A 25,020-nucleotide genomic window follows, 5' to 3' on the forward strand; every position below is an offset into this window, starting at 1 on the left:
TCATGAAAATTGCTGGAATGGTATGTATAGTAGCTGGCATTTTATTTATTGCAAAATCATAGGAGGTAAAGCAATGGGAACATATTTATATTGTGTACTTCCATTTATAGCTTGGGTAGCTTCGGGAGTATTAAAATTTTTAGTGAATTATCTTCGTTCTGGAAAAGATGCTTTTCGTTTAGTAGGAAATGGTGGATTTCCTAGTACGCATACAACGATTTTATCAAGTATGGTCATGACAATAGGGTTTCATGAAGGTTTTAATACCCCGATGTTTGGAATCGGGATGGCAATTTTAACAATTGTTATCATTGATGCCACAGGACTTCGCCGTACAGTTGGTAAACATGCAAAAATGTTGAATAAACATATAAGTTCGGAAGAAGAAAAATTAAGAGAGCGTCAAGGACATCATTGGCATGAGATTTTTGGTGGACTTGTGTTAGGAACAGTTATTGGGTACGTGGCACATCTAATTATGTTATTTCTACCGTAGAGAGGAGAAGAAGTATTGAATATTTGGAATGATTATAAAGGAAAGGGTATGTTAGCCCTTGTCCTTTTCATTTTTTATTGGTCATTTTATTTTTTTATCGGTTGGAAAATGGAAAACGACTCTAAGATTTTAACAGCTTCCTGGTATGACATGTATTTTTCTTTTGATCAGGGTTATTACATTTTAAGTTTTTTCTTGGCTAAAATACCAATTGCAGATGAAGTGTTGTTTCGACATCCATTTTTAAATTTTTTAACTGAGGAAATAGCAACAGTGGTATCATCACTAGGTGTAAAAAATGTAGTGCAAGGTATTATATTTTTCCAAGCATTCTTAAGTACGATAAGTGTAGTCATGATTTACATGTTATGTTGTAAAATTTGTAAGAATGTAATTGTTTCTTTCCTATTAGCGGTTATGTACGGATTTTCAGCTACTATGTTAGTTATTACGTGGACACCGGAATCTTTTGTTTATGCCAATTTCACATTGGTACTGATGTGCTTTGTATGTTATCCGTTTATTACAGGAGAAAAAGAAGCGAAAGCAGGATTCAGCGTTGCTAATATGTTATTGGCAATAGGAATAACGGGAGTTACATCAACAAATTCGTTTATATGGTTTTTAGGTAGTGTAATGAGTTATAAAACATTAAAGAAAAGAATCATTTGGACTGGTATTTCTATCATTGTGGTCGTTCTTCTTTTCGTATTAGTGATTATAGAAAATAACATATCCCTTATTGATGTGATCAATACTAATATTAAATTTACAGAGAAACAAGGTTTTTCAGAGGAATATGTAGGGTCTAAGTATATACTAGCATTTCATTTGGTATTAGGATCTTCATTCATCTTTGGACCATTCTCGGAAGTTACTTTAAGACAAGGTGAGCAATTCGCACAATTAAATATGCTTCCATCGCATACTATGATCGGGTGGATTGTGATTGTATCTGTGTATGCTTTTATAATAGTAGCTGTATGGAAAAACTTTAGAAAAGAGCCTTTCGTAAGGTTTTTAAGTTTCTGTTTACTATTTAATATTGTTTTACATGGAATTATTGGTTTTGGGGCATCTGAAGCATTTATTTATGGCGCACATATGCTGTTTACAATACCGTTATTATTGGCATATGGTTTTAAAGTGATGAGACGTGTAAAAGTAGTTGCTTTATGTTTAATATTAATATTAATAATTATAAATAACTTTGAAAGTATGCTATATTTTTATCATTTTGCAGTCTCCAATTATTCTTTATAATAAAATAGATTTTTAATAAAAGGGTACTTTAGATAGGATTTCTAAAGTACCCTTTTTTACTATTTCTTAAAAATAGATAGAAAATAATAGCTGGAAGTGAAGCATTTTAGAAAAATGTAGTTGTTATGAAAGAGCTCTAAACATGTTTTGAGTACAAAAAGAGTAGCAAGCCATGAAGAGATAATTATTGTACTTAGACATCCCTGTGAGCACATAATTTATGGTCAGCTCGAGCAATGGTGTAGGTAATTCGTATACTTTTCGAGCATTTTGTAGAAGAATAATTTTTTGAAGAAAAAGCTGTCTCAAATTTTGGAGACAGCCTTTTTTATTGATATGGTAGGTGTATTTGTTGGTAATTCGATATAAATTCATTTACTACCGCGCTGTTCAAAAAAATGCTAAAAAGTGTTTATAAAGAAATCGTATACAAAATCCCATTTAAAGCAAAAGAAGTACGGCCCGTTTCTTCAGAGACAACTAATATAAGTGCATCACTCTTTTCTGATAAGCCAATTGCAGCTCTGTGACGTGTTCCTAGTTCAGGATCAACTTCTGTACTTTTCGTTAAAGGAAGAATATTAGCAGCTGAGACAATATGATTATTTTTTACGAGAACGGCACCGTCATGAAGAGGGTTACCTGGATAAAATATTGATTCGAGTAATGGTGCAGTTAAATGAGCGTTTAATGTCGTTCCAGTTTGAATGAAAGCTTCAAGCGTCTCGTTTCGTTCTACAACGATAAGAGCACCATGTTTTCTAGCGCTTAAATGTTGGATAGCTGTCGTAATAAAAGATGAACTTTCCGTATAAGGTGATAAATATGCCTGAATATAGTATGTAGCTGCCAATGTTTGTACATTTGCCAACATATGATGAATATCTTCCATTTTGCATAAAATACATTCGTCTTCTTTATCGATTGCGTTCCTCATAATCGATAGTTCTCTTTCAGCAATTTCAATCATTTGCTTTGTTTGTATTTTGAGTTCTTCTGACAAGCCCCATTCGTGCATAATCCTCATTCCCTTTAGTGGAGTATTTAACAATAGTGTATACAAATATTCCTAGTAAAATCCTGCTAGATTTTATAAAATATTGAGATACAGCATGTTTTTTTCATATAATAAAGGTATGACGAGCGAGAGGAGAGAGAAGAATGAATTGGAAACAAGAATTTAGTCGCTGGCTTTCTTACGCACAATTAGATGCAGAATTAAAAGAACAGCTAGAAAATATGAAGCAAGATGAGAAGAAAATCGAGGATAGCTTTTATAAAAATCTAGAGTTTGGCACAGGTGGTATGCGTGGTGAACTTGGTGCTGGTACGAACCGTTTAAACGTATATACAGTTCGTAAAGCAACAAAAGGATTAGCAAGCTTTATCGAAAAATTAGGTGAGGAAGCGAAAAAACGCGGTGTTGTTGTAGCCTATGATTCTCGTCATAAATCACCTGAGTTCGCAATGGAAGTTGCTGCTACACTTGGTGCACACGGCATTACAACATATGTGTTTGAAAGCTTACGTCCAACGCCAGTACTTTCTTTCGCAGTTCGTCATTTACATACAGTAAGTGGAGTCGTTCTTACGGCAAGCCATAATCCGCCTGAATATAACGGATACAAAGTATACGGTGAAGATGGTGGACAGTTACCTCCAAAAGAGGCAGATGAGTTAATTAGCTACGTAAATGCAGTAGAAGATGAATTAACAGTTGAAGTTGCTGATGTAGAGCAATTAAAAGCTGACGGTTTATTATATATTATTGGACAAGAAGTAGATGATGCATATGCTGCAGAATTGAACAATGTCATCATTAATAAAGAAATGGTGCAAAAGGTTGGTAAAGACTTGAAAATCGTCTTTACACCATTACACGGAACATCAAATATTTCTGTACGCCGTGGTTTAAAAGAAGTTGGATTTACAGATGTAACAGTTGTAAAAGAGCAAGAGTTACCAGATCCAAACTTCTCTACAGTAAAATCACCGAACCCAGAAGAGCACGCAGCGTTTGAGTATGCAATTCGTGACGGTGAAAAGGTAGGCGCAGATGTATTAATCGCAACTGATCCTGACGCAGATCGCCTTGGTGTAGCAGTGCGTAATCATAATGGTGAGTTCCAAGTATTAACAGGAAACCAAACAGGTGCATTAATGCTTGATTACTTACTATCTCAAAAGAAAGAAAACGGAACGCTTCCAGAGAACGGTGTCGTATTAAAAACAATCGTAACGTCTGAAATTGGTCGTACAATTGCAAAAGCATACGGTTTAGATACAATTGATACGTTAACTGGATTTAAATTTATCGGTGAGAAAATTAGACAGTATGAAGAAAGCGGACAATATGAATTCCAATTCGGTTATGAGGAAAGCTATGGTTATTTAATCCGCCCATTCTGCCGTGATAAAGATGCAGTACAATCTGTCCTATTTGCATGTGAAGTAGCTGCATACTACAAATCACAAGGGAAAACGTTATATGACGGTCTATTAGAAGTATTTGAGAAGTACGGCTTCTTCCGTGAAGACCTTGTATCGTTAACGTTAAAAGGAAAAGATGGAGCGGAAAAAATCCAAGAGATGATGGCAACGTTCCGTGAGAATCCTCCGAAAGAAGTAGCGGGCTTAACAGTCGTAGCAGTGGAAGACTATAAAGCAAGCATCGTTACATCTTTACAAGATGGACATAAAGAAGAGATTCACTTACCGAAATCAAATGTGTTAAAATATCAATTAGAGGATGGTTCATGGTTCTGCCTACGTCCATCTGGAACTGAGCCGAAGATTAAGTTTTACTTTGGTGTGAAAGATAGTTCTTTACAAAATAGTGAACAAAAGTTACTTACTATTAAAGAAGACATTATGAATCGTTTATAATACAAAGTAATTTTAAGTAGTAAGGAACAAAAGGGAGCGAAATCTCCCTTTTGTTTTATGTAGGAAATGATTGCTATTGATTCCGACAGGAGAGAGGGTATTTTGTGATGAAAAAAGTAAGAAAAGCGATAATCCCAGCAGCTGGATTAGGAACACGTTTTTTACCAGCAACGAAAGCAATGCCAAAAGAAATGTTACCGATAGTAGATAAACCGACGATCCAGTACATTGTAGAAGAAGCAGTGAAATCGGGTATCGAAGATATTATTATTGTTACTGGTAAAACAAAGCGTTCTATCGAAGATCATTTTGATAACGCATTTGAACTAGAACAAAACTTATTAGAGAAGAAAAAATATGAGTTGCTTGAAAAAGTACAAGCTTCTTCAAAAATGGTAGATATTCATTATATCCGTCAAAAAGAGCCGAAGGGACTAGGACATGCTGTTTGGTGTGCGCGTAAATTCATTGGTGATGAGCCGTTTGCAGTGTTACTAGGTGATGATATTGTCCAAGCTGAGAAACCGTGTTTACGTCAATTAATGGATGAGTATGAAAAAACACTTTCTTCTGTTATTGGTGTACAAACTGTTCCAGAGTCGGAAACACATCGCTATGGAATTATCGATCCATTAGAACAAGAAGGTCGTCGTTACCAAGTCCGCAATTTCGTTGAGAAACCAGCACAAGGTACAGCTCCTTCAAACTTAGCAATTATGGGTCGTTACATTTTAACGCCTGAAATCTTTATGTTCTTAGAACAGCAACATGTCGGTGCTGGTGGTGAAATTCAGTTAACAGATGCAATCCAAAGCTTAAATGAAATCCAACGTGTATTTGCTTACGATTTCGAAGGAAAGCGCTACGATGTAGGTGAAAAGCTAGGATTCGTTCAAACGACAATCGAAATGGCCCTGCAACACCCAGAATTACGTGATGACATGGTTGCAATGATGAAGAAAATTTTAGAAGAACAATCGAATCAAGATTCATAATAAAAAAATGAGTTATTTCAGTATACTGAAATAACTCGTTTTTTTTATTATGAAATCGTTGAATGAGAATGCTGATAAGCAGAACGACGCACAGCATAGTATATGCGAGGTGCGATAATAGCACCGATAATTGTAAATGCAATATCTTTTACTGCAAACCACATCATAATCATCCAAGCAGCTTTATAGCTCATATTACCGTCCATAAAGAGATTGACTGCCCCGTACATGTAAGTAGTACCGATTATATAAGTTAAAATAATTCCTGTGAAAGAGGCAATTGCAAATGTAATGAATGTTGGTCTTTCTTTTTGTTCTACTAGTTTTCCCGACACATAAGCAACGATAATAAATGCGATAATAAAACCACCAGTAGGATCTAAAAGTGCTCCAAATCCAGCCTTGAAGTTAGCGAAGATTGGTGCGCCGGCTACGCCAACGAGCATATATACAGTCATGGATAAGGCACCAAGTCTACTTCCAAGAAGAAGACCTGCTAAAATTGCGAAAAATGGTTGCATAGATAATGGGATGCCTGCTACTTGAAGGAATGGTGCCCAAGATACAATATTTGCACCGATGGCCATAAGAGCAACGAACATGGCAGCTAATGCTAAATCTAAAACATGAAATCTCCTCATAATGTTAACCTCCTGTTGTTTTTAGGTTAACATTATCGTAGCGAAAATATTTACTTGTTGTCAATCAAAATATTTTGATAAGAAGGCTTTAAATAGTCTCTTAGCAACGTATATGGAATACGAAATTGCGGAATTCCACTTGAATAGGGAGCAATCTCATATAAAGGGAAATAAATGACGAGATTGTCTGGCTCTAAAAAGAAGTGAAACTTTTTCATACTCATTACCTTTTCAGTTGCATCAGGAAAATAAATGCTTTCATTTTGTTTAATTTGTCGTACAATCTCTGCACGGATTACATCTTTATAATTATCCTTTTGTTGAAACAAATCGTCTAAGTGCAGTACCTTTTTTTCGTTTAAATCAAATGTATTTGCCTTCCACGTATAAAGACCGTGTGCTCCGCCAGTATATTGATAGTAATTCACATATAGGCTAAGGAAAGGTGGTTTGTTTACAGAGACTTTATAATCAACATTTGCTACGTACGGATGAAATGGTGTACTAGATCCTTCTGTCTCTTTATAATATTTTTTTGCTTCTTTTTCTAATTTGTTTTTAAATTTGTCGGTGGATTTTTTGTAGTATAAATTGAGTTTGTTTTGAAATTTAGAGTCAGAAAAGTTGTGAAAAGAAGGTCTATTTATTTGATATTCTATATAAGGTTTCTTACCTTTTTGCGTTACAGTCTTAACATCGATTGTCAGGTTAGATGCTTTGGCTGTTATTGCACAATTTGGTACAATAGTCAGCAAGGAGAACATAAGCAGTAATATACAAAATTTCTGTTTCATTTAGGTGAAGCCTCCTTATATAAGTGTTATAAGTAGTTTGAAAATAAATAGGTAAAATTATACATTTAATTAAAGTAAGAGAAGGGGAAGCGATATGGCAAAAACTTTAATGGATTCACTTGGAATTGAGTTGTTAGAGATGACAGAAGATAAGGTGGTTGCTACGATGCCTGTTGATGAGCGTACGCATCAGCCGTTTGGATTTTTACATGGCGGTGCATCGGTTGCATTAGCGGAAACAGTGGCAAGTGTTGGTTCATACAATTTAATTGATCAAGAAAAATGTATTTGTTTCGGATTAGAAATTAATGCAAACCACATTCGTTCAAAGAAAGATGGAATTGTAACAGCAATCGGAACACCGATACATAGAGGACAATCGACAATGGTTTGGGATGTTCGCATTATTGATGAAAATGATGATTTACTATGTATATCAAGATGTACAGTAGCAATTAAAGAAAAACGTGAAAAGTAAAAAAGAGGCGCTCTTATGAGCAGCCTCTTTTTCTTATAATTAGAACTGGATTTTCTTCTCTAAGAAACCTTTTAGTTCACTAATTGGCATACGAACTTGTTCCATTGTGTCACGGTCACGTACTGTAACAGCTTTGTCTTCAACTGAGTCGAAGTCGTATGTGATACAGAATGGTGTACCGATTTCGTCTTGACGACGGTAACGTTTACCGATAGAACCAGTTTCATCAAAGTCTACCATGAAGTCTTTAGCTAATTCTGCGAATACTTCAGTAGCACCTTCAGATAGCTTTTTAGATAATGGTAAGATAGCTGCTTTGTATGGTGCTAAAGCAGGGTGGAAACGAAGAACTGTACGAGAATCATTTTCTAATTGCTCTTCTTCATATGCATCACATAAGAATGCTAATGTTACGCGGTCTGCACCTAAAGATGGCTCGATGCAGTATGGTACGTAACGCTCATTCGTTTGTGGATCGATATAATTAAAGTCTTCGTTTGAGTGTTCCATGTGACGTTTTAAGTCGAAGTCTGTACGAGATGCAACGCCCCATAGTTCGCCCCAACCGAATGGGAATTTGAATTCAATGTCAGTTGTTGCATTACTGTAGTGAGATAACTCTTCTTCACCGTGGTCACGAAGACGCATGCTCTCTTCAGTCATACCAAGTGAAAGTAACCAGTTTTTACAAGTTTCACGCCAGAATGCGAACCACTCTAAATCTTCACCAGGTTTACAGAAGAATTCAAGTTCCATTTGTTCGAATTCACGTGTACGGAATGTGAAGTTACCAGGTGTGATTTCGTTACGGAAACTCTTACCGATTTGGCCGATACCAAATGGAAGCTTTTTACGCATAGAGCGTTGAACGTTTTTGAAGTTTACGAAAATACCTTGTGCTGTTTCAGGACGAAGGAAGATTTCGTTTGTGCTAGACTCTGTAACACCTTGGAATGTTTTGAACATTAAGTTGAACTGACGGATTTCAGTGAATTCTTCACTACCGCAATCAGGGCATTTTACTTCATGTTCTTTCATTAAGTCAGCCATTTGGTCGAAAGTAAGACCGTCAACAACCATTTCGATGCCTTTTGCATCTAAAGCATCTTCAATTAATTTGTCAGCACGGTGACGAGCTTTACACTTTTTACAGTCGATCATTGGATCGTTGAAGTTACCAACGTGACCAGAAGCGATCCAAGTTTTAGGGTTCATTAAAATAGCTGCGTCTAAACCAACGTTGTGTGGAGATTCTTGAATGAATTTTTTCCACCAAGCTTTTTTAACGTTATTTTTTAATTCGATTCCAAGTGGACCGTAATCCCAAGTGTTTGCAAGACCACCGTAAATTTCAGAACCAGGGAAAACAAAACCGCGATGTTTCGCTAAGTTTACAACTTGTTCCATTGAATACATAAGAAAATCCTCCTTTTGAAAGTTAACGTATTGGCGATGACATACTCTGATACTTTGGAAACGAGCAGTATATGCTAAAAAGAACATAAAAAACGCTCATCCCAAGGCTTATTTGCCTAGGGACGAGCGTTTGCCCGCGGTTCCACCCTAGTTGATACACAAAAGGTGCATCCACTTTATCATGTATTGCTCAGGACTGCCGTTTCCTTGCGGCTTCAGGCTTTCACTATCCCTGAATCGCTTTTTATGCAAGTACTTATAAGTCCGTCATCGCTACTTATATTAATAATAATGAACATATTCTAACACGTTCTTTTTTAAATCTCAATAGAGGAACGTGTCTATCTATGATAGAGTCTCGCCTATTTTTTCATTATTTATTCCGTAATTTTGTTTAATATGCTTAATTGCTTCACGCTTACTTAATGGAGCGAGTTCATTGTTTTGCACGTATTCCCAAACTACATCCGGATTTGTTTTTGCATATTCACGAAGGACCCAGCCAATCGCTTTTTGAATGAAAAATTCTTTTGAAGAATGTAGTTGTCCAATAATCCAGAAAAGAAGTTCTTCATCCATCTTTTGTTTATATTTTAGTTGGAATAAAATAGTGGCACGTTGTAACCATATGTTATCTGATGCAATCCATTTTGGAATATAGGCAGAAATTAATTCTGGATGTTTTAAAAAGATATCGCCTAAAAATGTAGGGACGATGCTATCAACAGTGTCCCACCAAGATTTTGTGACAATGAGTTCTTCTAAAAACGGGATATGAGTTTCGTTTATATGCTTTTTATATTTTTGCATAATATCGAGTGCTGCTGCTTGAAATTCACGTTCTGGTAAATCCCAAAGCTCACGTACGATAATTTGGAAATCTTTTGGATTTGGGAGAGTATGTATTTGAATGATGTCTTTTAATAATTGACGTCTTTCCGGTGTTTGAATACCTAGAAAGGGGAAGTGATTTTTCATATAACGAGCCATAGGTTCTGCTTTTTCAGGATTTTGATGAGCTGTAAAATGCTCTTGTAATGCTTTTACAAATGGATGCATAGGTGTTGCTCCTCTCTTATTCTCTTTCTTTTCTTATTATACAAAGAGTTTGGATAAATTTTAAAACATAACTTGCAATGTAATGAAATATGTTGAAAGTAGAGAGGAGAGGATAAGATGGAGGATCAAGGCGTATTAGCAGGTTTCTTTGCTCTTAGTTTTGCGTTTATTCTTGTTATATTGATTTGGGCAATTATTTCATATTTGTTAACGGCTTTTGCACTTTATTCGATGGCGAAAAATGATGGTGCAACGGACGGGGTGCTTGCGTTTATTCCGTTTTTGAATAGTAAGACATGGGGTGACTTAGCGAAAGATAAATTACCAGATTTTTTGAAAGAAGAAGCAGGGTGGAAAGTATTCGGCATATACGTTGCATGTTTTATTTTTAATTTCGTACCAATTATAAGTTTACTAGCAACAGCTGTATCGATTGTATTGTCCATTTACCTTATCTACGCTATTTTAGACAGATACGGAACGAACTCTATATTATTTACGATTATTCATGTAATCACATTTTCGGTATTCTTACCGATTCATTTATTTATTATTCGAAATGAACCGGTGAGATATAAAGAATAGATTTTTCGTTTTTGTTGATAAGTCGATATATTTTATATATAAGTAAAAAAGCGCCCTGATTATCAGAGCGCTTTTTCTACTACATAAGGTAGCGTAAATAAATATAAATGTGAGAAATGATTAATGAAACGATCATAATTGGGAAACCGACTTTTAGGAAGTCCATGTAACTAAATTTATGTCCTTCGCGGCTCGCGATACCTGCAACGATTACGTTAGCAGAAGCTCCGATTAACGTTCCGTTTCCGCCCAGACAAGCACCTAGTGCTAATGCCCACCATAATACATCGATTTGTGCGTCAGATGGTGATAAGCCTAGCCCAACTGCCATATCGTTAATAAGTGGAATCATTGTTGCAACGAATGGGATGTTATCAATTGTTGCAGAGGCGATACCAGATACCCATAAAATAAGGATGGATGCGTAAGAAATATCTCCGCCTGTTATACCGATTACTTTTTGAGCTAACATTTTGATAAGACCGATATCGATAAGTCCTCCAACAAGTACGAATAGCCCTGCGAAGAAGAAGATTGTTACCCACTCTACGCTTGCAAATACTTCCTCAATTTCATGCTCTTTCACACCAATTAACATAAGTACAGTAGCACCAGTTAAAGCGATGATAGCTGCATCAACGTGGAAAATCGAATGAGTCATGAAACCTACAATTGTAAGTCCAAGTACTGTTAAAGATTTTTTCATTAATACTGGATCTTTAATGTATTGTTTTTCATCTAGGCTCATTAATTTCTTAACTTGTACAGGATCGGCAATTAATTGTTTGCGATACATAAAGTAAAGTATTATCGCTGTAACTGCAATAATAATAATTACGATTGGTGCTAGATTCAATAGGAAAGCATTGAAGTCTAAATGCTTATTGGCAGAACCAATCATAATGTTAGGTGGATCACCAATTAATGTTGCTGTTCCTCCAATGTTTGAAAAAATAATTTCAGAAAGTAAATAAGGAACAGGATTTACTTGCAGTATGCGCGTAATAGATAAAGTAACTGGAACAACAAGAAGTACAGTTGTAACGTTATCTAAAAATGCGGAGCCAAGCGCGGTAAGTAAGGAAAGTGAAATTAAAATTTTAATTGGATTTCCTTGAGCTCCTTTTGCTGCTTTAATAGCAACGTATTGGAAAACACCTGATTTACTCGTAATGTTCACCAAAATCATCATACCGATAAGTAACGTAATCGTTCCCCATTCAATATGTTTCGTAAAGGCGTTGTGTAAATCGACGACTCCCACAATTACCATGAGTGCTGCACCAAGAAGTGCGATGACAGCACGATTAATTTTTTCAGAAATAATAATGGCATATGTAATTAAAAAGACTGCGATAGCAAAATAATACTGCCAGTTAGCGAGTTCTTGCGTTGTTTCGTGCAAAAATCTCATCTCCTTTCATTCACTTTTTCTTAGTGTGTCAAAAATGTTCTAGAAGAAACACACATAACGTCATTATAAAGTAGGAAAATGGCGGATGTAAATGAAAGGGGGGATTTTGTCATATTTTCTGCATAGGTCATTTTTTCTTATTTTTTAAAATATTTGTGGGCATTTGACATATATATAAGATACATCCAATCTGAATATTTAAAATGGAATTAGCATTCGAGCTTGTTCGTGTAGGAGTGTCAAATAGAAAGGAATGACAAAAATGATAAGGAAGGGATCGTATGGATGAACAACGATTTTTATTTTTAGACTTTGAGTTTACGATGCCCCAGCATAGAAAGAAACCGAAAGGATTTTTTCCGGAGATTATTGAGGTAGGACTCGTTTCAGTTGCTGGCTGTAAGGTAGAAGATACGTATTCATCACATGTCAGACCGAAAACATTTCCCTCTTTAACGGATCGATGCAAGAAGTTTTTAGGAATAAAACAAGAAGTCGTGGATAAAGGGATTTCATTTCCTGAACTCGTTAAGAAGCTTGCAGAATACGAAACGAAATGTAAACCGACAATTGTAACGTGGGGAAATATGGATATGAAAGTGCTGAAGCATAATTGTGAAATGGCAGGGATAGCTTTTCCATTCTTCGGGCAGTGTCGTGATTTATCGCTTGAGTATAAGAAGTTTTTTGGAGAAAGAAATCAAACAGGATTATGGAAAGCAATTGAGGCGTATGGAAAAGTAGGGACAGGGAAGCATCATTGTGCGCTTGACGATGCGATGACGACGTACAATATTTTTAAACTAGTAGAAAAAGATAAAGAGTATTTAGTAAAACCAGCACCTCCAACGTTAGGGGAACTCGTTGATTTTTCAAAAGTGTTAAAGAAAGTGAGCACACAGTAACGACCAAATTGCACAGTATGTAATTTGGTCGTTTTGTTTTTTTAAAGTTTGTAGTCCTTTTTTAACTGTTCTAATGTTTCTAGACTACGAACCGCAAAAGGTGAATCATCTTCAGAAAATGAATTCATTTGAGTTTCCAATGCTAATTTTAGTGACTCGGTATAATCCGGAATTTCTCCTTCATATTTCTTTACCATTTGCTCTGGAATGTTCGTTTGCTCACGATAAGCTAAAGCACGTCTTTCGTGGAAAAATGGCACGTCAGCTTGTTTTACGTTATGTAAGTCACCTTGCACCGGATGTTTTAAAACAGCTAATACTTTTACGACATAACTACCAGGACGGCTATTTGTAATTTCGCCGATGTATTTTCCTGTTTTATAAATACCAGTAACGATTTCACCAATTTCAAATGTTTCTCTCATATTTTTCACCTCAAGTTTATAGTAAGGAAAGTACGGGAAGGAGTCAAAGAAATCATTCGTTTTCAGAACGCCCCTTGAGAATATGGATAGGTTCCACTATAATTTAAAATGATATAACAGAAAATTCTGATGTTTTATAAATCCTATAATAAGGAGTGTTCTATATGATGCCTTTATATTTTCCGGAAGATAAAACAGAATATATTATTCCAGGGATTGTTTGCGTTCTATTTATTATCGGTGCTATTGCCACGTGGCGCATGTTTATTCGTGTATCAAAAAGAGAAGCAGAGCGATTACAGAAAGTTGAAGAAAAACTATTAGCTGAAAAGAAACAGTAACGCATTTTTGTATGTTTCCCTCTATGCTCGGACAATCTAAGGGCAGAATATATTTTGGAGGGAATAGAATGAAGAAACGGCTTTTTTTCAGTTGTTGTTTATTATTTCTGATGGCAGGTTGTGACCAAGGAAAGCCGAAAGAAATTGAAGTGAAATTACATAATGCTTCAGGAGATGAAGTAGGGACTGCGAAAGTAGTTCAACAAACAAGTGGAGTGAAGATTACGATTAAAGGGGAAGGTTTCACGCCAGGACCACACGGACTACATGTACATGAAATCGGAGAGTGTAAGGCACCTCGTTTTGAATCATCTGGGAATCATTTTAATCCCGATGATAAAAAACATGGTCTTCTTAATCCGAAGGGTGCAGAAAACGGTGATTTACCGAACGTAGTTGCAGACGGTTCTGGAAAGATTAAAGCGGAAATCGATGCACCCCACATTACACTTGAAGAAGGAAAAACGACGATTCATAGAAAAGATGGAGCGTCTATTATTATTACAGAAAATCCTGATGATGGTATGACACAGCCGACAGGTAAATCAGGGGATCGAATTGCTTGTGGCGTAATTGTAAAAAAAGCATCGGATATGAAGAAAAAATAAAAGCTACCGTGAATGGTAGCTTTCTTTGTGAAATGTAATTGAAAAGATATTGATAAAGGAGATTGTCCAAAATAATTGGAGATAGCCTCCTTTCTTATTATGAAAACGTATGACGCAGTCTGTTCAAAATTTCTTCTAAAACAGATCGTGGACAGCCGATGTTAATTCGAATATGTTCTTCGCCACCTAACCCGTATTTCTCACCAGGTTCAACAATGATTTTTCCTTTTTCCTCAAGTAGTGCGGTACGCTCGTTTTGAGAAAGCTTTAGACGAGAACAATCAATCCATAATAAAAAGCTACCTTCAGGCTTCGTTACGGAAAGAGCAGATATGTGAGTTTTAATATATTCACAAGCAAATTGAGCATTATCTTCTATATATAATCGAATTTCGTTTAGCCAATCATTACATTCTGTATAGGCACTTCGCATCGCTGTATAAGCGAAGATATTTAACCCGTGGAAGCCTTGTCTATACTGGATAGCTGTAAAGGCGTGACGGAGTTTTTCGTTTGGAATGATAATAATCGACGCTTGTAATCCAGCGATATTAAATGTTTTACTTGGAGCCATACAAGTGATAGTGCGCGCTGCTAATTCTTCAGATAAGGAAGCGAACGGTGTATGTGTATGGTCTGCATAAATGATATCGGAATGAATTTCATCCGCGACAACGATTACGTTATATTTAGTACATAACGATCCGAGCTGCACAAGTTCCTCTTTCGTCCAAACGCGTCCGATTGGGTTATGAGGGCTACAAAGAAGCATGAGTTTGACGCCTTGCTGAAACTGCTTTTCTAAATGCTCGAAGTCTATCACATATGTATCATTTTGTTTCTGTAATGGACTCACACATAACTGCCTATTATTTGTTGTGACCATTTCGAAAAATGGAGGATAAATAGGTGGTTGTACGAGAACGGATTCGTTTTCTTTTGTAAAAGCCTGTATGCTCGTACTAAGAGCTGGAACGATCCCTGCACTAAAGACGATCCATTCTTTTTGAATGTCCCAGTCGTATTGTTGTTTTGTCCAGTTACAAATAATATCCCCAATATTTTCAGGGGGAAGTGTATAGCCAAAAATCGGATGTTCGATCCGTTGTTTTAAGGCAGTTTGAATTGGTTTTGGTACTTCAAAATCCATATCAGCAATCCAAGCATGGATAAGTTCTTCGTTTTTATATGTATCCCATTTTATACTATGCGTTCCACGTCGATTGATTGCTTTATGAAATAGTTGCATAAGTTTGCCCCCTTCTTCTGTAAAACCAATAAGTTACGAAAGTTCTCTCTCTTCTTATAGAATAGCTGATGTGATAGGATAAAGAAAAGTATTAAAAAGTGAAAAGGCGGGAAGCGAATGGGTACATATGAAAAGATGATAGAGGTTGTGAAGAATTGGGATCCGTTTCAAATGGGACCGGAGTTTTATGAAACAGAAGCGAGCGATGTTGTGAACGTCGCAAGTGTGTTTGATGATCCAAAATACATCGCAAAGAAGATTCAACATATATACTTTATGTCTTTTGAGGAAGTACCTGCGCTTGAAAAATGTGAGAAGTTAGCTGTGGAATTACTTGTAATAAAAGAAGGCGGAAGTTGTTCATTATAGGCTGTCGGAATTTCCGACAGCCTTTTTTATATTATCCCGCTATTTGCTTGGTAGTAAGACCCCACCTCAAAATTCAGCGGAAGCAAAGAAGTTAGGTCGGGACTAATTAAATTTTCACTTTATTGCGCGGAAAAAGCGATAATTTCTTCATAAACATGTTTAGGCTTTTCTTCAGGTAGTAAATGTCCTGTATTTTCGTAAGAAATAAATTTTGAATTCGGTAAATCTTTGTGTAGACGATGACCTACATGTACAGGGACGACGCGGTCTTTTTCACCCCAAATGAGCAAGATAGGTGTTTCGATTTTTTGTAATTCAGTTGAAGATAAGTCACCTTCACGGTCTCGTATCATGCGAGTTAAAGCGGGAAATATACGGTCGTCATAAAAAGGAGCGGAGTAACCTTTTTTCATTTCATCGTCAATTAATGAGTGATCATGAACGACATTCATTAAGTTATGAACGATGCCGCGCCTAATAATCCAGTTCTTTACGTATAAATGAAAGAACGGTAAATAAGAAGAGTATAGTAAAGGTAAGGTTGCACGTGCTAAATAGCTAGAGCTGCATAGTAAAATCGTCTTTGAAATGAGTTCAGGACGTATACGGTTTACATAGAGAGAAATTTGCCCACCCATAGAATGTCCAACTAATACAATGTTTGAGAGAGATAAATGTTCAATTAAATCAATAATAATCGTTGCTAAATTATGATAAGAATACTTAAACAGATGAGACTTATCACTTTTTCCGAACGGTGGTAAATCAAGAGCAATGACTGTTCCTTCCTTCGATAGTAAAGGAATGAGGCGGCGGTAACTGAATGAGGAAGATAAAAAGCCGTGAACTAGTACGAAAGTAGGACGTTCTGTTTTATTATCATGTTCATACAATTCGTAATGAACAGTAGTGCCGCGAGTGGAAAAAGTGAAATAAGGACAAGTATATTCATGATTCATTTTTTGTCACTCCATTGATTTTTGTTCATATCATCTCCAAGGAAGAAGAAAATATGTTAACAAAAAAAGGCAAGATGACGATGTCATCTTGCCTTTCACTTATTCGGTATTACCCGCGCACAATATTAGGCGGTGTTTTTCCTTGTAATCCTGCAACTAAATTTTCAGCGGCGGTCATAGCCATTTGCTGACGAGTTTTTAATGTTGCAGATCCGATGTGTGGTAAAGTCACAACATTTTGTAATGATAAGAGTGGATTATCTTTTTGAATCGGCTCTTGTGTAAATGTATCGATACCTGCTGCAAAGATTTTCTTTTCTGTTAAAGCATGGATTAACGCTTTTTCATCTACTGTTTTGCCGCGAGAAGCATTAATGAAGATTGCTGTGTCTTTCATTAATGAAAATTCCTTTTCTCCGATAAGGTGATATGTTTCATCTGTTAATGGAGTAAGAAGAACAATAAAGTCAGACTGCTTCAGTAGCGTCTGTAAATCACAATATGTAGCATCGAATTTTTGTTCAGCTTCTTCTTTACGACGGCGGTTATAGTAAAGAACATTCATATCAAATCCGAATTTTGCTCGTTTTGCAACGGCTTCTCCAATTCGGCCCATACCGATAATACCAATTGTGCTATGGTGTACATCTAGTCCGAAGTGTTCTTTTCCGATTTCAGCGTTCCATTCACCATTTTTCACGTAAGAATCGAGTTCGCAAACGCGGCGCCCAGCTGATAGCATAAGGGCGAAAACGAGATCAGCTACTGTATCATCTAATACGTATGGTGTATTCGTTCCGATAACATTTCGGTTTTTCATCGCTTGTAAATCAAAATTATCGTAACCGACAGAAATGTTGCTCACTACTTTTAAGTTAGGAGCTACTGTCAGTAATTCTTCATTAATAGCAGATCCGAAATTTAATAACCCATCTTTATCTTGTATTTTCTCTAATAGAATATCACGAGGTACTTTCTCATTTTGATCCCATTTTTCATAATCACAGTGTTTTGATAAATAGTTTTCTACAAATGTTGGAACTGGTTCAGCAATATAAACTTTTGGTTTCACGGTTCCATCCCCTTTCACTTTATCCCACATTTTTCCGCTGATTAAAGTTTCACTTTATTTTGACATAATTCAATAGAAAAATCTTCTTTTCAAACTGGAAAGGGTATTTGTATAATTTAGACACAAACGAAAAGGAAGGATGATTTATATGGTGACAGAAAAAGAATTAGAATTATTAGCTTGTCTTGAAAAGAGTAGTCGATTATCTGTAGATACATTAGCGAAGCTGTTAAATATAGAAGTAGAAGAAGTAAAGAAGATGGTTGCAAGATTAGAAAATGAAAAGATTATTGTGGATTATGTAACACATATTGATTGGACGAAAGTGAAAGAGCATACAGGTTTAACGGCAATGATCGATGTGAAAGTTACGCCAAAGCACGGCGTTGGGTTTGATGCGGTTGCTGAACAAATTTATCGTTATTCAGAAGTGAAATCCGTTTATTTAATGTCAGGAACATATGATCTTTCTATTACATTAGAAGGGAAAACGATGGGGGAAGTAGCGATGTTTGTTTCTGAGAAATTAGCAACAATTGAATCTGTCGTTTCTACAACTACTCATTTCATTTTGAAGAAGTATAAACATGAGGGCGTTATTTATGAAAAAGACGATGATGATAAGCGAATTGTGGTGACACCATGAAGCAATTTGAACTATCTAGATCAGCAGAATCTTTAAAACCATCTGGTATTCGAAAATTTTTTGATTTAGCAGCAAATATGAAAGGTGTTATTTCCCTCGGGGTAGGAGAGCCGGATTTTGTTACACCTTGGAATGTAAGGCAAGCATGTATTCGTTCTTTGGAACAAGGGTATACGTCATATACAGCAAATGCAGGATTATTGGAGCTCCGTCAAGAAATAGCAAAGTATCTAAAAAAACAATTTGCAGTATCTTATGATCCAAGTGATGAAATCATTGTTACAGTTGGAGCGAGCCAGGCGTTAGATGTAGCGATGCGCGCCATTATAAATCCTGATGATGAAGTGCTCATTATTGAACCAAGCTTCGTTTCTTATGCACCACTTGTGACATTAGCTGGAGGAGTTCCGGTTCCTGTGACGACTACGTTAGAAAACGAGTTTAAAGTACAACCAGAACAAATTGAAGCAGCTATTACAGCGAAAACAAAGGCAATTTTACTTTGTTCACCAAATAACCCGACAGGTGCAATGCTAAATAAATCCGAGCTTGAAGAAATAGCAGTGATTGTTGAGAAGTACAATCTAATTGTATTATCTGATGAAATTTATGCAGAGCTTGTATACGACGAAGTATATACGAGTTTCGCGAGTATTAAAAATATGCGTGAGCATACGATTTTAATTTCAGGATTTTCAAAAGGATTTGCGATGACAGGATGGCGCCTCGGTATGATTGCAGCTCCTGTTCAATTTTCAGAATTAATGCTCAAAATCCATCAGTATTCAATGATGTGTGCACCGACGATGTCTCAGTTTGCAGCACTTGAGGCGTTACGCGCAGGGAACGATGAAGTAATTCGAATGAGAGATAGTTATAAGAAGCGTCGTAACTTCATGACGACATCTTTCAATGAAATGGGCTTAACGTGTCATGTGCCAGGCGGAGCATTTTATGTTTTCCCTTCTATATCTTCAACAGGATTATCTTCAGCGGAATTTGCAGAACAGTTATTGCTGGAAGAAAAAGTGGCCGTTGTCCCTGGTAGCGTATTTGGCGAAAGTGGTGAAGGTTTTATTCGTTGTTCTTATGCGACGTCGCTTGAACAACTTATGGAAGCAATGAAGAGAATGGAACGGTTTGTCGAAAATAAAAAAAGGACAAAACGTAATACGTTTTGTCCATAAAAGGGGGGGAATACTAGAAAGCCATGTGTTAGTAGTCTATCCCAATATTGGAGAATTATACTTCTTTAAGGGGAATTTTTCATGAATTTTGAATGAGTTCTGTCATAGTGGTATAATTTACTAATATAAGGTATACGCATTCTAGATAACGTTATCTAGAATGCGTACTAACCAATCGGATATTTAAAATAAATATATCTGCTTTGCTCTCTATAATTGTAGAGAGAATGGTAAACGTATGGGAGTGTTTCATATGTCAGAACAATATACAACAGGAGTGGTTGTAACAGGGAAAGTGACTGGAATTCAAGATTACGGTGCGTTTGTAGCGTTAGATGCAGAAACACAAGGACTTGTGCATATATCTGAAATTACAAATGGATATGTAAAGGATATTCATGACTTTTTAAAAGTCGGCGATACAGTAGAAGTAAAGGTACTTTCAATTGATGAAGAGCACAGAAAAATGAGTTTATCGTTAAAAGCGGCGAAAAGAAAGCAAGGAAGGATTCTTATACCGAACCCATCTGAAAACGGATTTAATACGCTGCGAGAAAAGTTGGCAGAATGGATTGAAGAGTCCGAGTTAACAAAGTAAAAGAGGAACGCATATGAGCGTTCCTCTTTTACTTTATCTTATGATATATATTTGCAAATATGATTGCATGCAATCATATTCGTATGTCGGAGGTGAAAGGACATACTGATTATCGAATTTCGTTTGTTTCTGGGTGCGTACCAAGATTTTCAGATGGTTTAAACAGTAAACCAAGGTTGATAAGCCCAGATATACCAACGATGCCGTAAATAATACGTGCAAGAGCTGAATTTTGTCCACCGAAAATGGCTGCTACTAAGTCAAACTGGAAAAACCCGATTAGTCCCCAGTTCACAGCGCCAATTACAGTAAAGACTAATGCGATACGTTGCAGAGTACTCATGAAAAAGCCCCCCTTTTAATTGTGAAGCATGAGCAAGCGATGAGTTAATTAACTCTTTTATAGAATGGGGTAGTTATGTTGTTTTTATACATAAAAAATGTTCGAAAGAGGATGTATATACATCTATACCGAAAAATACGAATTTTTATGCAAAAAATGAACTTTTTCTAAAAAATATATATTGGTTACGTTTACAATGTTTGAATCGCTTGATTTACAACTTCAGTTTCGCTAAAGTGAATACAGAAATACATATCCATAATTGGAGGGAAAAAGATGAGTACACATGTAACGTTCGACTATTCTAAAGCGTTATCCTTCATCGGTGAACATGAAATCACTTATTTACGTGATGCAGTGAAAGTAACACATCACGCAATCCACGAAAAAACTGGAGCTGGGAACGATTTCCTTGGGTGGGTAGATCTTCCGCTTCAATATGACAAAGAAGAATTCGCTCGCATTCAAAAATGCGCAGAAAAAATTAAAAATGACTCTGACATTTTACTTGTTGTAGGTATTGGTGGTTCTTACTTAGGAGCACGCGCAGCAATCGAAATGTTAAACCATTCTTTCTACAACACGCTTTCTAAAGAACAACGTAAAACTCCACAAGTGCTATTTGTTGGACAAAACATTAGCTCCACTTACATGAAAGATTTAATGGACGTATTAGAAGGTAAAGACTTCTCTATTAACGTTATTTCCAAATCAGGTACAACAACAGAGCCAGCACTAGCATTCCGTATTTTCCGTAAGTTATTAGAAGAAAAGTATGGAAAAGAAGAAGCTCGCAAACGTATTTATGCAACTACAGATAAAGCACGTGGTGCATTAAAAACATTAGCTGATAACGAAGGTTACGAAACATTTGTTATTCCGGATGATGTTGGAGGTCGTTTCTCTGTATTAACGCCAGTTGGTTTATTACCAATCGCAGTAAGTGGCTTAAATATTGAAGAGATGATGAAAGGTGCAGCTGCTGGTCATGATGACTTCGGAACATCAGAACTAGAAGAAAACCCAGCTTACCAATACGCAGTCGTTCGTAATGCTTTATACAATAAAGGAAAAACAATTGAAATGCTTGTTAACTATGAGCCAGCACTTCAATACTTCGCTGAGTGGTGGAAACAGTTATTTGGTGAAAGTGAAGGGAAAGATCAAAAAGGTATTTTCCCATCTTCAGCAAACTTCTCAACTGACTTACACTCATTAGGTCAATACGTTCAAGAAGGTCGTCGTGACTTATTTGAAACAGTTCTTAAAGTAGGTAAATCTACACATGAACTAACAATCGAATCCGAAGAAAACGATTTAGACGGATTAAACTACCTTGCTGGTGAAACTGTAGACTTCGTAAACACAAAAGCATACGAAGGTACATTACTTGCACATAGCGACGGGGGAGTACCAAACTTAATCGTCAATATTCCTGAATTAAATGAGTACACATTTGGTTACCTTGTATACTTCTTCGAAAAAGCATGTGCGATGAGCGGCTACTTATTAGGCGTAAATCCATTTGACCAACCTGGAGTAGAAGCATACAAGAAAAACATGTTTGCTTTACTTGGTAAACCAGGATTTGAAGAATTAAAAGCAGAATTAGAAGAGCGTTTAAAATAATAAAAAGCGGCCGTAATCCGGCCGCTTTTTATTATTTTATCGAAAAGTCCATTAGTATATTCAAACTAGAGTGGGTATGCTAAAGAAAAAGTCTAGGAGGGATGGGCTTGATTCCGATTCAATCAAATTTAGAGGGACGTACATATGCGTTATATAAGTTAGAAGAAATAATGAAGCCACTTGGGTATAGCATTGGCGGCAATTGGGATTATGAGAAAGGATGCTTTGATTATAAAATTGATGAAGAAGATGGCTATCAATTTTTACGAGTACCATTTACAGCGGTTGATGGAGAACTAGATGTACCTGGTGTAGTAGTTCGTCTTGGAACGCCGTATATTCTTTCGCACGTATATCAAGACGAACTAGATGATCATGTTAATACTTTAACAGCCGGAACGAGTGGAATGGATCAATTTGCTGAGCCGAAAGATCCAGATGGAGATGTAAAAAGAAAGTATATCGATATTGGGAAAGTACTCATGCAAGAACTAGAAAAACATTTTACTAATGGTGAATAACAATGAGTATGTCGCTTTGAATGAGAACAAAGGAATGAACTGGATTAATCATATATTGTTCGTCGCGCTTTATACCTAGTAAGAGAATGTTTTGCTTTAAAAGAGTATAGCTACAATTTGCAAACGTTTGTCCGGTGCAGGAAGATGGAAGTTCCATCAGTTGTAATTTATTATCAGAGATTTCATTGTAAAGTGAAAATAGTACACCTGAAATGGAAGGGAATAAAAGAGAAGCGGTAAATACATAGCTCGTTAATTTATTTCCTTCTATAATTTCTGATGCGCCAGCTCTCGTTGCATTTTGTATTTGTTCAGAAGTAAGAAGTTCAGCGATGCAGTGAATGTTTGGGTTGAGCCCTTTTGCGGTTAAAATATTTAAAATGGACTGTGTATCAGCTAAGCTTTCGTTTTTTTCTTTATCAGCAGTTATTAATATAGTGTGAGCGGTTGTAATATTAGCTTTTAATAATGTTTGATCGTGATGGGGGCATCCTTTTATAAATTCTAAATGATGAAATGGTTTTGGCAGTAAAGAAAGTGTTTCATCAATTAAAACGATATCCAGGTTAGGTTGTAAGATGTGCATTTGTTTTACAACATGTTTTGCCCGTTCGTTCCAGCCGACAATAATCATATGACTGTTAGAAGTCGCGGCTTCTTCTCCTTTAACTTTCATATATTGTTTATTAATCATATCAGTGGCGAATAGCACCATATAATAAGAACAAAAACCAGTTCCAAATAAAATAATACCCATACCGATAAGTTTGCCGATTAGTGTATGCGGGGCAAAGTCACCATAGCCAACAGTGAAAATTGTAACGATTGACCACCAAATTCCATCAAACCATGTGGTAAAGTGAGATGGTTCTAATCTATGTATAAGAAAGCCGGAAAAAGCGGTAAGTATAATAATAAAACAAATTAAACGAAAAATAATGGAATCACGAAATGTATCTACTAATTTTGGACGGGATTTCAATTGCCAATTCCTCCTTATTTTGCAGGACTACATTCATTGTTGCCATTATAGAAAAAAGAAAAACTCTCTAATTTATAAAGAGAGTTTGTTTTACGTTACATACTTTCCACTTCAGTTTGTTGAACACTTTCAAGATGCTGGAGAGCATAGTAAACATCGGCAGTATGTCTTTTTTGATCGATACATAATTTAAGATGTAAATAATGAGAACCATTTTCTAACGTTTTAAGCTTCATATTCTTCACTTTTATATCCATTTCTTTTATTTCTTCAATTACAACTGGGATATTGTCCATATTTCGCACAACAAGTTTTACTACGATATCACGTTGACGAAATGATCTAGGTCCTACGAATTTCATTGTTAACGGTATAAGTTCAACACTAATCATAAGGAAACACATCCCGAAAATTGCTTCGATATAGAATCCAGCTCCAACAGCAATACCAATACCAGATGCGCCCCAGATCATAGCAGCAGTCGTTAGTCCTGCAATACTATCGTTTCCTCTTCTTAAAATAACACCGGCACCTAAAAAACCGATTCCTGATACAATTTGGGCGGCAAGTCGAAGTGGATCCATATTCATATGATCGGTATGTGGTAAATTGTAAGCTGCTTTAATAGAAACAATCGTCAGGAGGCAACTGATAATAGAAATAACTAAACACGTTTTTAAACCAAGTGGTTTACGTTTTAATTCGCGCTCTAAACCGATGGCGAACCCTAAAATAGCCGAAAGACCTAGTTTGATTAATAAATCGGTATAGTCCATATATATTCCTCCTTGTATGATATCGTATATAAATAAAACGTTTATTATAGAAAGAAACGTTTTTGGGTAGAGTGACTTTATATAGAATATATGTAGGAATCTCTTAGAAATGAAAGAGATATTTCGTTTAAGTATATGATAATAAAAAAGGAATGTAGTTAATTTAAAAAAAGTTTATAAAAGGTGTTGCATTTCATTTTACTGCATGATATATTAATAACCGTCGCTGATGCGGAAACGCAGAAAACGACAAAAAAGAAATTGAAAAACTTAGTTGACATCGAAAAACGAAGATGTTAACATAAGGAAGTCGCAAATGAGCGACCAAGTAGTTCTTTGAAAACTGAACGAAACAAACAACGTGAAACGTCAATTTTTATTTT

28 protein-coding genes are annotated in these 25,020 nt (G+C 36.1%); 15 read left to right on the plus strand and 13 right to left on the minus strand.

Translation table 11 applies throughout. The annotated features are described in order from the left end of the window. Nucleotides 1-73: 73 nt before the first annotated feature. Nucleotides 74-496, plus strand: coding sequence for a divergent PAP2 family protein (locus F3I02_RS17270; RefSeq protein ID WP_000537662.1), 423 nt, complete (start codon nucleotides 74-76; stop codon nucleotides 494-496). Nucleotides 497-511: 15 nt separating this feature from the next. Further along, nucleotides 512-1,759 (plus strand): DUF6080 domain-containing protein, encoded by a 1,248-nt coding sequence (locus F3I02_RS17275; RefSeq protein WP_196478242.1) that lies wholly within the window; start codon nucleotides 512-514, stop codon nucleotides 1,757-1,759. Nucleotides 1,760-2,171: 412 nt separating this feature from the next. Here the strand turns inward: F3I02_RS17275 and cdaS are convergent, their stop codons facing one another. Next, on the minus strand, nucleotides 2,172-2,777 hold the full coding sequence (cdaS, locus tag F3I02_RS17280) for a sporulation-specific diadenylate cyclase CdaS (RefSeq protein ID WP_000545255.1): 606 nt from the start codon (nucleotides 2,775-2,777) through the stop codon (nucleotides 2,172-2,174). Nucleotides 2,778-2,920: 143 nt separating this feature from the next. On the opposite strand from cdaS, the gene F3I02_RS17285 reads away from it, so the two are divergent. Beyond that, nucleotides 2,921-4,645 carry a phospho-sugar mutase gene (locus F3I02_RS17285; protein ID WP_196478243.1) on the plus strand — a complete coding sequence of 575 codons (1,725 nt, stop codon included), beginning with the start codon at nucleotides 2,921-2,923 and terminating at the stop codon, nucleotides 4,643-4,645. Between the two features lie 107 nt (nucleotides 4,646-4,752). After that, nucleotides 4,753-5,640 carry a UTP--glucose-1-phosphate uridylyltransferase GalU gene (galU, locus tag F3I02_RS17290; protein WP_002164219.1) on the plus strand — a complete coding sequence of 296 codons (888 nt, stop codon included), beginning with the start codon at nucleotides 4,753-4,755 and terminating at the stop codon, nucleotides 5,638-5,640. A 47-nt stretch (nucleotides 5,641-5,687) separates the two neighbouring features. Here galU and F3I02_RS17295 read toward each other — a convergent pair whose 3' ends face one another. Beyond that, nucleotides 5,688-6,281, minus strand: a complete 594-nt coding sequence (locus tag F3I02_RS17295; RefSeq protein ID WP_001252162.1) for a biotin transporter BioY — start codon at nucleotides 6,279-6,281, stop codon at nucleotides 5,688-5,690. A 50-nt stretch (nucleotides 6,282-6,331) separates the two neighbouring features. After that, nucleotides 6,332-7,075, minus strand: a complete 744-nt coding sequence (locus F3I02_RS17300) for a DUF3298 and DUF4163 domain-containing protein (RefSeq protein WP_196478244.1) — start codon at nucleotides 7,073-7,075, stop codon at nucleotides 6,332-6,334. Between the two features lie 94 nt (nucleotides 7,076-7,169). Between F3I02_RS17300 and F3I02_RS17305 the strand changes: the two genes are divergently transcribed. Beyond that, complete coding sequence (locus F3I02_RS17305) at nucleotides 7,170-7,553, plus strand: hotdog fold thioesterase (protein WP_001140612.1); 384 nt, start codon at nucleotides 7,170-7,172, stop codon at nucleotides 7,551-7,553. A gap of 39 nt (nucleotides 7,554-7,592) precedes the next feature. Here F3I02_RS17305 and F3I02_RS17310 read toward each other — a convergent pair whose 3' ends face one another. Both F3I02_RS17310 and F3I02_RS17315 read right to left on the minus strand, forming a co-directional pair. Further along, nucleotides 7,593-8,969 carry a glycine--tRNA ligase gene (locus F3I02_RS17310; protein WP_000287148.1) on the minus strand — a complete coding sequence of 459 codons (1,377 nt, stop codon included), beginning with the start codon at nucleotides 8,967-8,969 and terminating at the stop codon, nucleotides 7,593-7,595. Between the two features lie 345 nt (nucleotides 8,970-9,314). Beyond that, nucleotides 9,315-10,028, minus strand: coding sequence for a DNA alkylation repair protein (locus F3I02_RS17315; RefSeq protein WP_046945265.1), 714 nt, complete (start codon nucleotides 10,026-10,028; stop codon nucleotides 9,315-9,317). 117 nt (nucleotides 10,029-10,145) lie between these two features. Here F3I02_RS17315 and F3I02_RS17320 point away from each other — a divergent pair, with 117 nt between their 5' ends. Next, the gene (locus F3I02_RS17320) at nucleotides 10,146-10,613 is read left to right on the plus strand and encodes a hypothetical protein (RefSeq protein WP_000390061.1); all 468 of its coding nucleotides are present in this window, start codon (nucleotides 10,146-10,148) and stop codon (nucleotides 10,611-10,613) included. Nucleotides 10,614-10,692: 79 nt separating this feature from the next. Here F3I02_RS17320 and F3I02_RS17325 read toward each other — a convergent pair whose 3' ends face one another. Then, complete coding sequence (locus F3I02_RS17325; RefSeq protein WP_000545232.1) at nucleotides 10,693-12,018, minus strand: ArsB/NhaD family transporter; 1,326 nt, start codon at nucleotides 12,016-12,018, stop codon at nucleotides 10,693-10,695. A gap of 290 nt (nucleotides 12,019-12,308) precedes the next feature. Here F3I02_RS17325 and kapD point away from each other — a divergent pair, with 290 nt between their 5' ends. Beyond that, nucleotides 12,309-12,932 carry a 3'-5' exonuclease KapD gene (kapD, locus tag F3I02_RS17330; protein WP_000344356.1) on the plus strand — a complete coding sequence of 208 codons (624 nt, stop codon included), beginning with the start codon at nucleotides 12,309-12,311 and terminating at the stop codon, nucleotides 12,930-12,932. Between the two features lie 41 nt (nucleotides 12,933-12,973). Here kapD and kapB read toward each other — a convergent pair whose 3' ends face one another. Continuing rightward, on the minus strand, nucleotides 12,974-13,357 hold the full coding sequence (gene kapB / locus F3I02_RS17335) for a kinase-associated lipoprotein KapB (protein ID WP_001209329.1): 384 nt from the start codon (nucleotides 13,355-13,357) through the stop codon (nucleotides 12,974-12,976). 164 nt (nucleotides 13,358-13,521) lie between these two features. Here kapB and F3I02_RS17340 point away from each other — a divergent pair, with 164 nt between their 5' ends. Both F3I02_RS17340 and sodC read left to right on the plus strand, forming a co-directional pair. Beyond that, nucleotides 13,522-13,698 carry a hypothetical protein gene (locus F3I02_RS17340; RefSeq protein ID WP_000982757.1) on the plus strand — a complete coding sequence of 59 codons (177 nt, stop codon included), beginning with the start codon at nucleotides 13,522-13,524 and terminating at the stop codon, nucleotides 13,696-13,698. Between the two features lie 68 nt (nucleotides 13,699-13,766). Then, nucleotides 13,767-14,306 carry a superoxide dismutase [Cu-Zn] gene (gene sodC, locus F3I02_RS17345; protein WP_000746520.1) on the plus strand — a complete coding sequence of 180 codons (540 nt, stop codon included), beginning with the start codon at nucleotides 13,767-13,769 and terminating at the stop codon, nucleotides 14,304-14,306. Nucleotides 14,307-14,403: 97 nt separating this feature from the next. On the opposite strand, the gene F3I02_RS17350 is transcribed toward sodC, so the two are convergent. Continuing rightward, the gene (locus tag F3I02_RS17350; RefSeq protein ID WP_001175810.1) at nucleotides 14,404-15,555 is read right to left on the minus strand and encodes a MalY/PatB family protein; all 1,152 of its coding nucleotides are present in this window, start codon (nucleotides 15,553-15,555) and stop codon (nucleotides 14,404-14,406) included. Nucleotides 15,556-15,672: 117 nt separating this feature from the next. On the opposite strand from F3I02_RS17350, the gene F3I02_RS17355 reads away from it, so the two are divergent. Then, nucleotides 15,673-15,924, plus strand: coding sequence for a YugE family protein (locus tag F3I02_RS17355; protein ID WP_000537632.1), 252 nt, complete (start codon nucleotides 15,673-15,675; stop codon nucleotides 15,922-15,924). Between the two features lie 119 nt (nucleotides 15,925-16,043). Here F3I02_RS17355 and F3I02_RS17360 read toward each other — a convergent pair whose 3' ends face one another. Beyond that, the gene (locus F3I02_RS17360) at nucleotides 16,044-16,883 is read right to left on the minus strand and encodes an alpha/beta fold hydrolase (RefSeq protein ID WP_001015217.1); all 840 of its coding nucleotides are present in this window, start codon (nucleotides 16,881-16,883) and stop codon (nucleotides 16,044-16,046) included. A gap of 109 nt (nucleotides 16,884-16,992) precedes the next feature. Then, nucleotides 16,993-17,985, minus strand: coding sequence for a 2-hydroxyacid dehydrogenase (locus F3I02_RS17365; protein WP_196478245.1), 993 nt, complete (start codon nucleotides 17,983-17,985; stop codon nucleotides 16,993-16,995). A gap of 118 nt (nucleotides 17,986-18,103) precedes the next feature. Between F3I02_RS17365 and F3I02_RS17370 the strand changes: the two genes are divergently transcribed. The 3 genes from F3I02_RS17370 (at nucleotide 18,104) to yugI (ending at nucleotide 20,386) form a co-directional block, all read left to right on the plus strand. Next, nucleotides 18,104-18,601 carry an Lrp/AsnC family transcriptional regulator gene (locus F3I02_RS17370; protein ID WP_000255696.1) on the plus strand — a complete coding sequence of 166 codons (498 nt, stop codon included), beginning with the start codon at nucleotides 18,104-18,106 and terminating at the stop codon, nucleotides 18,599-18,601. After that, complete coding sequence (locus F3I02_RS17375; RefSeq protein WP_000808532.1) at nucleotides 18,598-19,788, plus strand: aminotransferase; 1,191 nt, start codon at nucleotides 18,598-18,600, stop codon at nucleotides 19,786-19,788. Before F3I02_RS17370 ends, F3I02_RS17375 begins: the two co-directional genes overlap by 4 nt. A 253-nt stretch (nucleotides 19,789-20,041) precedes the next feature. Beyond that, a complete protein-coding gene (gene yugI / locus F3I02_RS17380) occupies nucleotides 20,042-20,386 on the plus strand; it encodes a S1 domain-containing post-transcriptional regulator GSP13 (RefSeq protein WP_000003764.1) in 345 nt (114 codons plus the stop codon). A gap of 109 nt (nucleotides 20,387-20,495) precedes the next feature. On the opposite strand, the gene F3I02_RS17385 is transcribed toward yugI, so the two are convergent. Then, a complete protein-coding gene (locus F3I02_RS17385; protein WP_000105788.1) occupies nucleotides 20,496-20,729 on the minus strand; it encodes a DUF378 domain-containing protein in 234 nt (77 codons plus the stop codon). A gap of 276 nt (nucleotides 20,730-21,005) precedes the next feature. Between F3I02_RS17385 and F3I02_RS17390 the strand changes: the two genes are divergently transcribed. Next, on the plus strand, nucleotides 21,006-22,358 hold the full coding sequence (locus F3I02_RS17390) for a glucose-6-phosphate isomerase (RefSeq protein ID WP_000103654.1): 1,353 nt from the start codon (nucleotides 21,006-21,008) through the stop codon (nucleotides 22,356-22,358). A 107-nt stretch (nucleotides 22,359-22,465) separates the two neighbouring features. After that, nucleotides 22,466-22,879 (plus strand): YugN-like family protein, encoded by a 414-nt coding sequence (locus tag F3I02_RS17395; protein ID WP_000612342.1) that lies wholly within the window; start codon nucleotides 22,466-22,468, stop codon nucleotides 22,877-22,879. Here F3I02_RS17395 and F3I02_RS17400 read toward each other — a convergent pair. Both F3I02_RS17400 and F3I02_RS17405 read right to left on the minus strand, forming a co-directional pair. After that, the gene (locus F3I02_RS17400) at nucleotides 22,866-23,861 is read right to left on the minus strand and encodes a potassium channel family protein (RefSeq protein ID WP_000842314.1); all 996 of its coding nucleotides are present in this window, start codon (nucleotides 23,859-23,861) and stop codon (nucleotides 22,866-22,868) included. The two genes, F3I02_RS17395 and F3I02_RS17400, sit on opposite strands and share 14 nt — an antisense overlap. A gap of 95 nt (nucleotides 23,862-23,956) precedes the next feature. Continuing rightward, nucleotides 23,957-24,637 carry an MgtC/SapB family protein gene (locus F3I02_RS17405; protein WP_000386685.1) on the minus strand — a complete coding sequence of 227 codons (681 nt, stop codon included), beginning with the start codon at nucleotides 24,635-24,637 and terminating at the stop codon, nucleotides 23,957-23,959. Nucleotides 24,638-25,020: the final 383 nt, after the last annotated feature.

It is taken from the genome of Bacillus sp. SRB3LM (genome assembly GCF_015712745.1).
GTDB lineage: Bacteria > Bacillota > Bacilli > Bacillales > Bacillaceae_G > Bacillus_A > Bacillus_A thuringiensis_K.